This is a genomic window from Corynebacterium sp. HMSC08C04 (genome assembly GCF_001807495.1).
In the GTDB taxonomy this organism is placed as follows: Bacteria; Actinomycetota; Actinomycetes; order Mycobacteriales; family Mycobacteriaceae; genus Corynebacterium; species Corynebacterium simulans.
Genome location: NZ_KV789191.1, coordinates 87170 through 101518, shown reverse-complemented (window position 1 = coordinate 101518; position 14349 = coordinate 87170). Strand labels below are relative to the sequence as shown.

Below are 14349 nucleotides of genomic sequence, written 5' to 3'. Positions count from 1 at the left end.
CGAGGCCGAGGTTCCGGTTAAGGGCCACGAGAAGAGCCAGGACAACAACGGCAACGGCACGCCTGCTGGTGAGCAACCGGGAGAGCCGAACGAGCCTACTCCGAATGAGAACCAGCGTTGCTTGGCTACTGGTCTGGGTGTTGGTATCCCGCTGCTGTTCCTGATTCCGGTTGGTTTGGCTTCCCAGCTGAACATTCCGGGTCTGAAGGACTTTGTTGCTCCGATTGATAGCCAGATTCAGGCTTTGAATACTCAGCTGCAGAAGCAGGCTGGTGTGTTCAATGGCCCGCTGGCTGGCCAGGTTGCTGGTATTGATGCGCAGCTGAAGCGCTTCGGTATCAATGGCAGCACCCTTGCTTTGGTTGCTGCTGGTGCGCTGGCTATCGGCCTTATCGCTGATGCTTGTGCTCCGGGTGCAGGTTCTTCCAACGGTTCCTCCAAGTAAGAGAGACGCTGACGCACGCCGAGGGCCAGTCGGCCCTTAGGGGCCGGCTGACACATAGAAGGTCAGTCTAAAGACCAAGCCCCCTTTTCCACCGTTTCCCTGCGGTGGGGAAGGGGGCTTTGGTGATCCTGGGGCGAAGGGCGTGTTGTGTGCTGGTGCTCGGGTGAGGGAACGGTGAGATTGGGTAGGTGGGGGTTTGGGGGACGTCGCCAAGCAATGCAGCGCTAGAAGTGTGCGATAATTCGAGAATGACTACCGTAGGCGACATCGCAGGCCACATCGGAACCCCTCTGACAGGAAACGCCACCAAGGTGCTTCTTTTGGGGGCGGGCGAGTTGGGCAAGCAGTTGGTAATTGCCTTTCAAAACTTAGGGCTGGAGGTCCACGCCGTGGACCGCTACGCAGGAGCGCCGGCGCAGCAGCTCGCGCACTTTAGCTACATCGCAGATATCAGGGACCCGCACAAGGTGTGGGAGCTTACAGAGCGAATCAAGCCGGACTACGTGGTCCCGGAGGTCGAGACCGTCGCGGTGGAGGCGCTGAAGCGTATCGAGGAATTCGGCACCACCGTCGTGCCGACGGCGCGGGCCTGTGAGCTCACACAGTGCCGTGAGAGCGTGCGTGAGGTGGCTGAGAGCATCGGCCTGCCGGTTACGGCCTATCGCTTTGCTGAGTCCGCTGAGCAGCTGCAGGAGGCGGTGGGGGAGCTGGGACTGCCGTGCATCGTGAAGCCGGATATTACGACCTCCGGCAAGGGGCACGTCCTTCTTAAGGAAGAAGAAGATGTGGAGGAGGCCTGGGCCATGGTGCGCCACGTGTCCTCCGATAATAAGCGCGTGGTGGTGGAGCGCTTCGTTGACTTTGATTATGAGGTCACGCTCCTTGCTGTACGCTCCATTGACCCGGCTACGGGCAAGATGGCCACGTGGTTCAGTGAGCCCATTGGCCACCGCCACGAGAACGGTGACTTGGTGGAGTCCTGGCAGCCCATGGCGATGAGTGAGGATGCGCTGGCGAATGCGCGCTCCGTCGCGGCGCGTATCTCCAACGAGTTGGGTGGGCGCGGCGTCTACGGCGTTGAGCTCTTCGTGGCGGGCGATGAGGTGTACTTCTCCTCCGTCTCACCGCGTCCTTTGGATACCGCCATGCTGACCGGCTACACGCAGCGCTTCTCTGAGTTTGAGCTTCATGTCCGCGCGATTTTGGGCTTCCCCATTGACGTGACGATGGTCAGCCCTGGTGCTGCGGTCATCCTGCACGCGGACGCTGAGCTTGACGACGTCTCCTTCACCGGCCTCGACACCGCCCTATCCTATGAAGAGACCGACGTGCGCCTGTTTGGCAAGCCCTGGGCCTACGCCGGACGCCGCATGGGCATGGTGGCTACGACCGCCGAGGACGTTGAGACCGCCCGCGACAGGGCAGCGCTCGCGGCCGGGAAGATTACTGTTGGGCCGAATACTGATAAAACCGTCCACGGTGACTCACAGCCGGTGGAACCGACGCCCAATGCAGTCTCCGATATTGAGGTCATTGAAGTCCCGGAACCGGTGGTCGATGTCGATCCGAAGCTGACCCGCTCCGCCGATGACTAGGCCTAGTTAAGCGGAGGACTCCTCTAGCCGCGCGATATGCAGCGTCAGGTAGGAGACTTCATCGGGGGTTAAAGTGCTGTCGAGGCGCAGCTCAATCAGGTTGGCTACCATCTGGGCGGTCTCGACGGCATCGGGGTAGCGCGCGGAGATGGCGGTGGCCACCTGGCGGTCGTCGGAGTCGAGCTGCTGGTGCTCCGCCATGCGCACGAAGAGATAGCGCAGGTGGGTAATGAAGCGGGCGACGGAGATATCTTCGCTGTTGAGCTCCGTATCGTTGTGAGATCCGATAACGGCCAGAATCTGTTGGATGAGGCCCGTCATGCGGTAGGTGCCGGAGAGATCCCCCACCGCGAACCCGGCGTTGACCAGGTGGAGGGTGATGGCCACGGCCTCATCAGGAGCCAGAGGTTTGTGCAGGCCGCTGTTGATGGCGGCGAGTAGCTGTTGCGCGAGGGAAAAATCGTCGGCGTAGAGGTGGCGGACCTCCGCTTCCAGTGGATAGGACACGGTGTTGCCGCGGCTGACTGCGCCGTGGATGTGATCCGCAATTGCCACGACCAGTGTGAGCTTGCTACGCAGTGTCTCCGACATGTCGACGGAGTGCATGGCGTCGATGACTAGCTGGACGTATTCGCCGGGAATACCGGCAATCATGGCGGCCAGGTGGTCCGGATCGCGGCCGGAATCAGGGACGAAGACCTTCACCACCTTGGCCGGGTCAATCTCAGCACCAGGTTTGGCTTGGAAGCCGATGCCGCGGCCGGTGACAATGACGTCTTCCGCACCGCGCCGCGCGAGCACGACGTTGTTATTGAACACGCGCAACAGTTGCACAGGGCACCTTTCTGGTTGGGGTTAACCGGTTAGGGCGAAAACGACTAAAGCCGGCCACGATGGTGGTTCCATCGAGCCAGCTTAGTCAGGGTTCGTTAGAGGCGTGCTAAAGGTTTCCTAGTGGGTCCTTTAGCGGGTCGTGGTGATGACCGTATCGCCAGCGGCGGCGTGGTTCAGACCAGCCGGGGTGACGGCGGACAGCGCCTTGGTGTTGGTGACGGCCAAGACGATGGTGGTGTCGTAGCCGGCTTCGGTGACCTTGGCAAAGTCAACGGTGGCAAGCAGCTCGCCCTGCTTGACCGTGTCGCCCTTCTTGACGGCTGGGGCGAAACCTTCGCCCTTCATCTTCACGGTGTTGATGCCGATGTGGACGAGGACCTCCACGCCGTCCTCGGTCTTGATGCCGTAGGCGTGGCCGGACTTCATGGCACTCATGACGGTGCCGCTGACGGGGGCGTAGACCTCGTTGCTCTCGGGGACGATGCCCACGCCATCACCCAGTGTGCCGGCGGAGAAGACCGGGTCATCGATCTCAGCCATGGGGACAACCTTGCCGGTCGACGGCGAAGCGATGTCGGTGGTGGTACCAGCGGCAGGCTCAGCCGCCTTGGCGGGGGCGTCTTCCTTGGTGGCCGTTGCGGTGGCAGCACCGGCGCCAGCGCCGGCAGCGGTGGTTGCGGGGGCGTCGGCAAGCGCGGCGTTGTCGGCGGTGTTGGCGTTGTCGAGCTCGGCCTTTTCGGCTGCCTCGCGGGCGGCCTTAGCCTCAGCGCGCTCCTCCGGGGAGCGGTAGTCAGTGATGAAGACCGCCAGGAAGGCCACGACGAATGCCACAGCAATGGCGATGGCGTACTTGGCCATCGGGCTAAACACAGAGATGGTGAGCACGGAGGTGAAGACGAAGGCATCGGTAGTAATGCCGTTCGTGCCCAGGGTCAAAAGTGCCACGGTCAGGCCACCGGCAAAGCAGCCCACCAGCATGCGCGGGTAGATGCGCTTGTAACGCAGGTGAATGCCGTAGAGAGAAGGCTCGGAGACGCCGCCCAGCAGGCCCGCAACCAAGGCGGAGCCGGCGGTCTGACGCATCACGGTGTCCTTGTCGCGGATGGACAGTGCCAGCACGGCGGCGGTGGCGCCGAAGCAGGCGAAGTTCCAAGCACCCATTGGGCCTTGGATGAAGTCATAGCCCAAGGTCTGGATGTTTACCAGCATCAAGGCGTTCAGTGGCCAGTGCAGACCCAGCGGAACCAGGAACGGGTAGATCATCGGGATAGCCAGGGCGAAGACGAATGGAACGTTGTCATTCATCCAGGACAGGCCGGCGCCGATGCCGTTACCGGCCCATACGCCGAACGGGCCGATGATAAATGCCGTGAGAGGGATGACGATGAGCATAGTGAAGAACGGGACGAACACCATGTGCAGAGCCGAAGGAATGATCTTCTGGAAGAAGCGGTAGACCAGCGCTGCCACAAAGGCCATCATCAACGGTACGAAGACGTTGCCGCCGTACCCCGGAAGCTGCATGGTCATGCCGAAGATAGGAATGGAGCACTGCTCGCTGCCCAACGTATCGTTGACCACGCACTGGACGGCAGGGTTCTCAGAAAGGCCCAAGAACTCCGGAGTCAGCAGGGCGGCCATGATGGCGCCCGGGACCCACGGGTCGATGCGCAGCTTCTTGCCGGCGTTGTAGGCCACCATCAGCGGCAGGAAGTAGAAGACGGAGCGCCACATGGCGTCGACGAAGAACCACGAGGCGGGCTTGTCCTCGGCGCGGAAGTCGACGATTCCGAATGCGTCGAGGATCGACGCGAAGGCGATAATCAGCGAGGCGCCGAGCAACACACCCAGAATTGGTCGGAAAGAGTCGGACAAGTACTCGAAGAACTCGTCCATAAAAGGAACCTTGCCCTTCGCCTTCGAGCGGGCCGCGGCTTTGATGTCCGCATTCGAAGCGCCGCCGTCTTTCATCTCCGACAAAGCGTTGATCTCGTCGTAGACGGTAGCGACGTCGCCACCGATAACTACCTGGTAATTTGAGTCGCCTTGCGGCACGGCGCCGAGCACCTTGGGGATGGCGTCGAGCGCTTCCTTGTCGGCCTTCGAGGCGTCGTTAAGCTGGAAGCGCAGGCGGGTGGCGCAGTGTGTGAAAGAGGCAATGTTTTGCGCGCCGCCGATGCCATCCAAGATGGCCTCAGCTGTAGAGCGCGTTTGCGTCGACATGAGATTTCCTTTCGAACTTCTTACCGGGCGCAATGCAGTTCGCGGAGGTTCCTGGGGCCTGCCCAGGAGGTCTAAAAACTACAAAAAGACCCAGGAAGCTGGGTCTTTGCATTTCACAGTTCAGTGGAATGCGCGGTGCACACAGCATCCTAGGTCTTGCCCGAAGTAACAATCCTTATAAATTCAACCTACTCCGCGGCTCTCACTCTGGGCAATTTATGTGACTCACCACACCGCTTTTTCGGGTGGCTGGGCGATTGGAGGTTCCTAAATGTGTTTTAGATTGCACTAAGCCTTTTTAAAACGGCTAAATTCGGACATCTCCAGTATGGTGAAGAGGTCACTGTATGTTGTGCCTCGTGACGCGCAACACACAACATCGTCTACTCTTTGGGAAGAGAAAGGCTAGCAGTAAATGTCTTCACAGAACTCCGCACTCGTGAGCGTCATTGGCCGTGGTTTCGACGGCCTCGATATCGCCTCCCTGGCAACCGACCTCGGCGCGACCTTCGCGCAGCTCGATGACCTGGGCACCACCCTGGACCAGATTCTGGTCACCGTTCCAGAAGGCGACGTCGTGTTGCAGGGCACGGGTGTGATGGACTTTGACGCCAAGGCCGCAGCGGCCCTGGGCATCCCGTTTGTTCTGATTTCCAACGCTCCGCAGCGCACCTCCGACCTGGCCCTTGCACATGCCCGTTCCCTGGGTGCTGAGGTAGTAGGCGCGTTTACCGACGTCGCGTCTGTCCCCGGTGCGCTCGCAGCCATCGAGTCCGTCGCGCCGGTAATGAGCGCGGAGGTCTTCCAGAAGCAGTTGCTTGACCAAGCCCGTGCCGCCGGTGCGCACATCGTTCTGCCGGAAGGCGAGGACGACCGCATTATCGAGGCAGCCGGAGCGCTTATGGCGGGCAAGGTGGCGAAGCTGACCATCCTGGGTGATGAGGCGGACGTCGCCAAGCGTGCGGAGCTCCTCGGGGTGGATCTCACCGGCGTGGACGTCATTGACCACCTGAACTCCCCGCTGGCAGAGGAGTTCGCTGCCGACTTCGCGGAGCTGCGCAAGAAGAAGGGCGTTACCCTCGAGCAGGCGCGCGAGACCATGAAGGACGTCTCCTACTTTGCCACCATGATGGTGCACAAGGGCCTGGCAGACGGCATGGTTTCCGGCGCTGCGCACACCACCGCGCACACGATTAAGCCTTCCTTCCAGATCATCAAGACCGCGCCGGGCGCATCCGTTGTTTCCTCCATCTTCCTGATGGTGATGCGCGGACGCCTGTGGGCCTTCGGTGACTGCGCGGTCAACCCGAACCCGACCGCCGAGCAGCTGGGTGAAATCGCCGTGGTTTCTGCGAAGACCGCAGCGCAGTTCGGCATCGACCCACGCGTGGCCATGCTGTCTTACTCCACCGGCACCTCTGGCTCCGGCCCGGACGTCGACCGTGCAGTTGCTGCTGTTGAGGCTGCCCGCGGTATCGATTCCTCCGTCAAGGTGGATGGCCCGCTGCAGTTCGACGCCGCTTGTGACCCAGGCGTTGCTGCCAAGAAGGCACCGGAGTCCGAGGTGGCTGGACAGGCAAACGTCTTCATCTTCCCGGACCTGGAGGCGGGCAACATCGGCTACAAGACCGCCCAGCGTACCGGCGGCGCACTGGCAGTCGGCCCGATTCTGCAGGGCCTGAACAAGCCGGTCAACGACCTTTCCCGCGGCGCTACCGTTCCGGACATCATCAACACCGTCGCAATCACGGCTATCCAGGCAGGAGTCAAGTAAATGGCCTACGTACTCGTTCTTAACTCAGGATCTTCCTCAGTCAAGTTCCAGCTGGTTGACCCAGCAGGCAAGGCTACCGACGCCCCGCTGGTCTCCGGCCTTGTGGAGCAGGTCGGCGAGCCGATGGGTGCCGTCACCGTCAAGACTGGTGGCGAGGAATACAAGGAAGAGCTGGAGATTCCTACCCACTCTTTCGGCCTGGAGCGCGCGTTCGACATTATGCATCAGCACAATGTCGGCCCGATGGACGTTGAGGTCATCGCCGTGGGCCACCGCGTTGTGCACGGCGGCCGCCTCTTCTCCGATCCACAGCTGATTACGGACCAGATTGAGTCCATGATTGAGGACCTCATCCCGCTGGCTCCGCTGCACAACCCGGCCAACCTGGACGGCATTCGCGTGGCTCGCAAGATGCTGCCGAACATTCCGCACGTGGCCGTGTTCGATACCGCGTTCTTCAACACCCTGCCGCCGGCTGCTGCGCTTTACGCCATCAACAACGAGGTGGCCTCCAAGTACGACATCCGTCGCTATGGCTTCCACGGCACCTCCCACGAGTTCGTCTCCCAGCAGGTTCCGCGCCTTCTGGATAAGGACCCGAAGCGCGTCAACCAGATCACGCTGCATCTGGGCAACGGTGCTTCGGCAGCAGCAATCCGCCATGGCCGCCCGATTGACACCTCGATGGGCCTTACCCCGCTGGCTGGTCTGGCAATGGGTACCCGTTCTGGTGACATTGACCCGGGCATCATCTTCCACCTCTCCCGCCAGGCGGGCATGTCTATCGATGAGATTGACAACCTGCTCAACAAGCAATCCGGTGTGAAGGGCATTTCTGGCGTCAACGACTTCCGTGTGCTGCGTGAGCGCATCGAAGCCGAGGACCAGGATGCATGGCTGGCATACAACATCTACATCCACCAGCTGCGCCGCTTCATCGGCTCGTACATGATTGCGCTAGGCCGCCTGGATGCGATCACCTTCACCGCGGGTGTGGGCGAAAATGACACTGAGGTGCGCCAGGATTCGCTGTTCAACCTGGGAATGTATGGCATCCACTTTGATAAGGAAGCAAACCTTGTGCGCTCGAAGGAGCCGCGCATGATTTCCACGCCGGACTCGCCGGTCAAGGTCTTCGTGGTGCCGACCAACGAGGAGCTGGCTATCGCACAGAAGTCCGCTGAAATCGCCGATATGGCGCGTGAGGCGGGGCTGTACTAGTCCGCGTTTGGAAGGGGCCAACCTGGTGGTTGGCCCCTTCGTCGCGATGAGTTATCCACAGATTTGACCTGTTGCGCCAATTCCCTCTTGCGCTAGTACTGGCCCGGCTAGTGGACTAGCCCTATGGAACAATTCGGGGGAGTAGTAGAAGGGCAGTCGCTTCCTTGGCATGAAGAGCAGCTGGCGCGGTGTTTGCGGGCGGGCCATTGTGCTAGGCGGGCTGTGCTCGTGGGAGTTTCGGCGGCGCGGGTGCATGGGTTGTGGGTCCTTCCGCCGCGGTGCGGCGAGGAGCCGGTGACGCTCGCTCTGCGCTCTGGCGTTATGCCGCCGCGGAGAGACTGGGGCCACGGCCGAAGTTACAAGAAGATGCGTCTGCCAGATTCTATGGTCGAGAAGGCGCAGGGCGTTCGCGTGACGTCTGCTTTGCGCGCCGCGTTGGATGTCGCGCGCTTCGAAGGCTGGATTCGCGGCTTCGTGGCACTCGAATCATGGTTCCGGATGCATCCTGAACTCGATGTCGAGGCTGCTAAGGCTATGGCTATGGATTGCCTCGAAACTATGGGGCGGGTCAAAGATATCGCTGAAGCACGTCGAGCTATATCGCTTCTCTCTGGTCAATGCGAGTCGCCCTACGAGGCATTATGTATCGCGTTATTGGCACACGCAAAGATGGGTCATTCCATCCAACAGCAAGTCTGGGTGATTCCCAGTGTTCGAGTTGATGTTCTGATTGATGGTTGGCTGGTATTGGAAATTGATGGAGCCGTGAAGTATGACGGCGAAACCTATGGCTCGGATACCCGGCGGGTAATCGTGGAAGAGCGTCGCCGCGAGGTGCGATTGCAGAATGCCGGCTACACGGTATTCCGTGTGACTTCGACTGAGCTGTTTCATCAGCCGCAGAAGTTCCTCGCAGATTTGCGGGCAACTTGGGTGTCTGGCCGTGAGCGGGGACTGCAGCAAGTGGTGCGCCAGGCGTAGGCGCTTCCTCTCACCAGGGTCCTCACCATTTGCAGGTGGTTGGCCTAGATGGTGAGGTCGAGCTGTAACTACTGTGACTGGCGCTGTCTGCTGGGGCTGGTGATCACTCACCTCACCATGTGGTCCTCACCATTTGGGCTGAGGCACGACGCGAATAGTCAAATGGTGAGGTCGCGATGTGACTATTGGGGCCAGTGTTCGTTGCTGGGACTGGTGGTGACTGTTGAGGTGGCGTTTGGAGCGGTTGACCTCACCATTTGGAAAGGCGGCCATGGCGGAGGGCCGGGCCGTGGGGCCGGGCCGCGGAGGCGGACCAGGCTAAAAGTTGGTCACAGGCCGCACTTGGTTCGCCAGGTCCACCAGCGTGTAGCGGTGCCGCGCGAAGGGCGCCTGCCGGGCCAAGGCGCGCAGAGTATCGGCCAAGCCGTAGCGTAAGCCACGCTGCGTGAAGGCGAACTCGAAGAGGTCGTTCGGAGAGGCCGCCGCATCGAGGTCACAGTCGCGGAGGAAGTTCAGGCCCGCGGAGATGACTGCCGCCTTGACCTGCAAGAATCGCGGCTCATTTTGCGGGATCTCCTCCAGACGGCGGGCAGCGCGGCGGATACGAGATTCGGAAAGATCGTGCAGTACCAGTTGCAAAATGGTGGTCAGCCGGGCCATGCGGTAGTGGCGCGAGGCGTTGGGCACGCGATCTAGCGTCGTCACGGCCAGCTCCACCTGCTGCTCCGAGCGCAGCTGGCGGGCCAGGCCGAAAGCGGATGAGACCGTGGTCGGGTAGGTGGCCCACACGATTCCGTACAGACGCATCGAGTTAAAACGCAGGTGAGCCGGGTCATCGGTGACGTGATCCCAGATTCCTCGATCGTCGGTAAACAGTTCGTTCGGCAGCTCGTCCAGGCTGGTAGTGAGGTTCGCACAAGCCCGCGCGATGGCAGGATCGATGAGCGAGACTTCGTTGTAGCCCAGCTGCTGCAAGATGAGCTCGTTAATCGCCGCGATAGCCAGCTTCGGCGCCGGCTCGCCCGGCAGTAGGTTGAGGACGTTCGCGAAGTGCACTTGGGCGGCGCGATAGTCGTCGAGAAGCAGCACGGCGACGCCGGAGTACCACTGGAAGCGCCAATCGTTTCCGAGCTTGTCCTCAATCGAGGCGAGCCATTCGCGGGCCTGGCCGGTATAACCCAGGTCGATCATGGAACGCACCACGCCGAGCGGGATTTCTGCGGATTCCTCGTACTCCGGGGCCTGCATGGCCTGACGCAGCGTTTCGAGGGCTTCCTGCGGCTCCGTGTAGGAAGCACCCTGCAGGAGCGCGGCGCCCACGTCGGAGCGGTCCACCAGGGGCGCCGGCAGCGCCGAGACCACCTCGGAGGCGGTGATGCGCACGGTGCGGTCGATGCCGTCAATCAGCTGGTCCGTGCGAAAGACCAGGTGCTTGGTGCCGAAGGTCGTACGCTGTGGGGAAAACAGCGAGTGCTGCGAGGGATGCTGAACGCCATCGCGCAGGGCGATGACCTCGCGGAGCACACCAAAGAGCTGGTCCCGCAGCTGCGATACGCTCTGAAAGCGCTTGGCCGGATCTGGGTCCGTGGCGCGCAGCAGCAGCCGGTAGAAGGAGAGGTAGCGGCGCAGCAGCGGCTCCTCGGCAGGGGAGGGCAGTCCGGGTAAGTAGACGCCGTCTTCCTGCGGCAGATGGAAGGTCAGGCAGGCCAGCGTGCGGCCGATGGTGTAGATATCGGAGGCTACCGAGGGGCCATCCTTGGCAATCTCCGGGGCTTGGAAGCCCTTCGTGCCGTAGATGTGCCCGAAGGCGCCGATGCCGGAGACCGCGCCAAGGTCAATCAGCTTGACCTGGTCCTCGGTGATGATGATGTTCGAAGGCTTTAAGTCGTTGTAGACCACCCCGCGGGCATGGAGATAGTCCAGCGCCGGCAGCAGCTCCAAGATGTAGGCAATCGCGGTATCGACCGGGAACAGGCGGTCTGCCTGGTCGTTGCGCCGCTGTTTGAGCGAGGGGCCGCCCACGTACTCCATTACGATGAAGCCGCCGTCCACGCGGGGGTCATCGATGAAGTTGAAAATCTTCACGATTCCCGGGTGCGTAATATCCGCCAGGAACTCGCGCTCGACCTCTGCGGTGGCGGTCTCGTCTGATGACTTTTCCGCCTGCATGCCCTTGAGCACCACGATGCGCCCGGAGACGAAGTGGTCATTAGCCAGGTAAATCCAGCCCAGACCGCCGTGGGCAATAACGCCCAGAATTTCGTACTGACCTGCCACGATATCGCCGGGAGAAAGCTGCGGCGGGGCAACCTTCTCCTTTGCGGGGTCGATGAGCGCCGCCGTAGGGTTGCGCGGCACGATGAAAGGCAAGCGCGCCATGCCGTCGGCCACCTCGCGGTCGGTGCGCTTGGCCGCACGCCGCTGGCGGAAGGTATCGATGGCCGCGCGCCGCGAGCGCTGCGAGGCATCCTCCTGCTTGCGGCGGTCACGCAGCTGCCCCAGCTCCGCAATCAGGGCGCCGATACTATCCGGGTCGTTGAAGTCGCTGTCCGCATCCGCGCCGTCCTCGTCCGCGAAGGGGTCGAAGGCCACGGCCGAGGTACCCTCCTCATCTGCAAACGGGTCGAAGGGCACTGCTTGGGTGGCATCATGCGCCGCGCTAGCCGACGCCGCACTGGACGCCGTGTGCATCGCCGCCGCCGTCGCTTGATCGTCCGCGTGCTCGCTGGGCTCTTCCAGCTTCTCCGGCTCCAAGTGGTCGAGCTCGTCCTCGCTGAAGCTATGGCCTTGAGTAGGGCTCAACGCTTATGCCTCCTCATCGTCTAGGTAGTCAGGGCTGCCCAAAGCCGGCTTGGCCAGGTAGTCACCGAGCCAGCGATCAAAAAGCTTGTCCCAGGTGCCGTCGCTGTGGATGCGCTCCAGGGTGGAATTGACCTGGCGCAGCAGCGGCCGCGAATCATGGGTGGAATCGGGCTTGCGCACGGCCACGCCGTAGTCCTCCGTGGTCAGCGGCTCGCCGACGATCGAGGTATAGGAATCTTGGGCCACCATGCCCGAGAGGAGGGCGTCGTCAGCCACCACGCCGTCGACCTGGTTGAGCTGCAGCGCCATGAGGCAGTCTCCCCAGGCACGGGTCTGCAGGATATTCGCGGTGGAGGCCTCACGGCGGATGGTGTCCACGATGGTGGAGCCCTGGACCGCGCACAGCGTCTTGCCGGCGGTGTCATCGATCGAGCGGATGCCGGAGCTGGTCAGCACCAATAGGCGGGTCTTGGTGGTCATATACGGCGCGGAGAACGCAACCTCACGCTGACGCTCGGCGCTAATGGACATCGTGCGAATGACAATATCCACGCTTTCGTCGTTGAGCGCTCTCGTGCGCTCTGAGGACTCGACGAAGCGGAAGTCAACCTTGTCCGGGTCGCCGAAGATATCGCGGGCAATCTCGCGCGCGATATCCACCTCAAAGCCACGCACCTCGCCCGTTGCGGTGTCGCGGTAGCTCATCAGGTTATTGGAGCGGTCCACGCCGACGATGATGCGCCCGCGCTTATAAATGGCAGGGATTCTTTCCTTCGCGCTCTTGCCGTCCGGTTTATAGGTGCCCTTCAGCGGCGCGTCCAATACCGGCCGGGGTTCGGCGCTGCCGGCGGGCTCGAAGATGGAGTTATCGGGAAGGGGAGGGCCAGCCTCTGCGTCTAAGGAAGCGCGCGGAATCCTTTCCTCCTTGCTGCCTAAGTCGGGGACACCGCAGGAGGCGGCACACAGGGCGGCCGCAGATAAGACGGCTAGAAGGCGAGTGGAATGAGCCATTAGAGGTACTCCTGGAGTCGCGGACGAATACCCAACCAGACGGCGATGATAGCGCCCATGGTCAGCAAGAATACGGCCGTGGCCACCATGGTCATCGCGTTGAGGCCTTCTTCCAGATAGGAACGCATGGCCACGCGCGCCTCGCCGATGAGCTCCGCCAGCGCGGAATCCACGTCGTTGAAGGAGCTCGCGGTGGTCGGAGCGCCGTCCGGGGTAATCGCCGTGGCTTCGTGGATAGCGTCGTCATAGTGGCCGTCGGCAAGCGCGTTCATGAAGACCTCGTGTGAGGCCTCCCATTCTTTGGTGGCGCTTTGTGCGGTTGGCAGGAGGGCGGGATCGGTGACGGGAATGTCGTCGTCGGCAAGCGCGGCTTCGTAGTCCTCGAGGGCCTGGTTGATGGAATAGACCGTCGAGCCAAAGCGCACCGTCATGTCGGACTCTGAGGAGCGCAGGACCAGCGCCAGGGTCTCCGAGGTGCGGGTCTGCTGGGCCTCAATCCGGGAGGCGGTGAGCGAGTCCCACGGACGGGAGACCGTTTCGAAGCCGTGATAGCCGGAGCTCCAGGTGGCGAAGTTCGCCATCGCGGCCCAGGAAAGCGCCAGGAAGAGCAGCACGCTGGCGGCTAAGAAGCCACGGTTGAAGCGGCGGCGCGTCAGGCGCCACAGCCACCACTGTGCGACAAAGAGGAAGAAAAGCGCCGCCACTAAGCCGGAAAGCGGGACCCACTGGGGGCTGGTCAGGCGCTGCTGTTGCTCCTTGACCTTGGCCGTGGTGAGCGAGAAAAGCTCGGCGGCCGCGGGCAGGATCTTGTCACTCATCAGCGAAGAGGCGTTGGACATATACGAGTTCGCCACCGCATTGCCCGCGCGGTGGTTGGTTCGCGCCTTTTCCACCAGGGCGGTATAGACGGGCAGCTCGCGCTGGATAAAGGTGACCAGCTCGCGAATGCGGGCGTCGTTAGTGTTGGTGCCCAAAACGGACTCGGTGGCCGCCACGGAGGCAGCGTCGATGGCCTTGTTATAGCGCTTGCGGTTGATCTCGGAGTCCACGCCCGCCTGGACGAAGCCCGTGGTGGCGACGGTATCCGCCAGCGAAAGGTTGGTGTAGAGGTGGTGCGCCGCGTTAGACATCGGCTCGGTGGAATTGAGCAGCTCGTCCAAGGCCTCGTGGCGGCTGGCGGAAGTATTCGACATCGACAAGCCGGCGGCGGCGAGCGCCACCGTCAGAATCACAGTGACGGTAAAAAGCTTGCCTGGGGTAGTGGCCGCGAAGTGGTAGAGACGGCGGGCCAACCGCGCCGGGCCAGCGAAGGAGTTCATGGCCAGCTGCGTGGCGTTGTTGAAGGCCGGGGTAGCGGGCTCGGTGACTTCGTCGAGCCAGTGATCGCCTGGATGCGCTTCGTGCGCGGCCGGATGCTCGCTGGGACGTGCGGCAGCATCCTCCAACCCTGTGCCAGTCATTCC

10 protein-coding genes are annotated in these 14349 nt (G+C 62.0%); 5 read left to right on the top strand and 5 right to left on the bottom strand.

Annotation, left to right across the window (positions count from 1 at the left end; all coding sequences use genetic code 11):
* The coding region (locus HMPREF3169_RS13035) for a hypothetical protein (protein ID WP_168162610.1) at window positions 1-445 on the top strand (445 nt) is incomplete at its 5' end.
* 248 nt (window positions 446-693) lie between these two features.
* On the top strand, window positions 694-2040 hold the full coding sequence (purT, locus tag HMPREF3169_RS00450) for a formate-dependent phosphoribosylglycinamide formyltransferase (RefSeq protein ID WP_070455296.1): 1347 nt from the start codon (window positions 694-696) through the stop codon (window positions 2038-2040).
* A 6-nt stretch (window positions 2041-2046) separates the two neighbouring features.
* Here purT and HMPREF3169_RS00445 read toward each other — a convergent pair whose 3' ends face one another.
* Window positions 2047-2874, bottom strand: coding sequence for a PRD domain-containing protein (locus HMPREF3169_RS00445; protein ID WP_062037024.1), 828 nt, complete (start codon window positions 2872-2874; stop codon window positions 2047-2049).
* Window positions 2875-3003: 129 nt separating this feature from the next.
* Entirely contained in the window at window positions 3004-5097 is a 2094-nt protein-coding gene (locus tag HMPREF3169_RS00440) for a glucose PTS transporter subunit IIA (RefSeq protein WP_070455294.1), read from the bottom strand.
* A 415-nt stretch (window positions 5098-5512) separates the two neighbouring features.
* Between HMPREF3169_RS00440 and pta the strand changes: the two genes are divergently transcribed.
* The 3 genes from pta (at window position 5513) to HMPREF3169_RS00425 (ending at window position 9073) form a co-directional block, all read left to right on the top strand.
* On the top strand, window positions 5513-6871 hold the full coding sequence (pta, locus tag HMPREF3169_RS00435) for a phosphate acetyltransferase (RefSeq protein WP_061924832.1): 1359 nt from the start codon (window positions 5513-5515) through the stop codon (window positions 6869-6871).
* Window positions 6872-8092 (top strand): acetate kinase, encoded by a 1221-nt coding sequence (locus HMPREF3169_RS00430; protein WP_061924828.1) that lies wholly within the window; start codon window positions 6872-6874, stop codon window positions 8090-8092.
* Between the two features lie 222 nt (window positions 8093-8314).
* Entirely contained in the window at window positions 8315-9073 is a 759-nt protein-coding gene (locus HMPREF3169_RS00425; RefSeq protein ID WP_070455292.1) for a hypothetical protein, read from the top strand.
* Window positions 9074-9391: 318 nt separating this feature from the next.
* Here HMPREF3169_RS00425 and HMPREF3169_RS00420 read toward each other — a convergent pair whose 3' ends face one another.
* Genes HMPREF3169_RS00420 through HMPREF3169_RS00410 form a run of 3 tightly spaced genes read right to left on the bottom strand, consistent with a single transcriptional unit; the run spans window position 9392 to window position 14346 of the window.
* On the bottom strand, window positions 9392-11875 hold the full coding sequence (locus HMPREF3169_RS00420; RefSeq protein WP_070455290.1) for a serine/threonine protein kinase: 2484 nt from the start codon (window positions 11873-11875) through the stop codon (window positions 9392-9394).
* Between the two features lie 3 nt (window positions 11876-11878).
* Window positions 11879-12886 carry a glutamate ABC transporter substrate-binding protein gene (locus HMPREF3169_RS00415; protein WP_070432326.1) on the bottom strand — a complete coding sequence of 336 codons (1008 nt, stop codon included), beginning with the start codon at window positions 12884-12886 and terminating at the stop codon, window positions 11879-11881.
* Window positions 12886-14346, bottom strand: a complete 1461-nt coding sequence (locus HMPREF3169_RS00410; protein WP_210387428.1) for a hypothetical protein — start codon at window positions 14344-14346, stop codon at window positions 12886-12888. The genes HMPREF3169_RS00415 and HMPREF3169_RS00410 overlap by 1 nt, the downstream gene beginning before the upstream one ends.
* Window positions 14347-14349 lie beyond the last annotated feature (3 nt).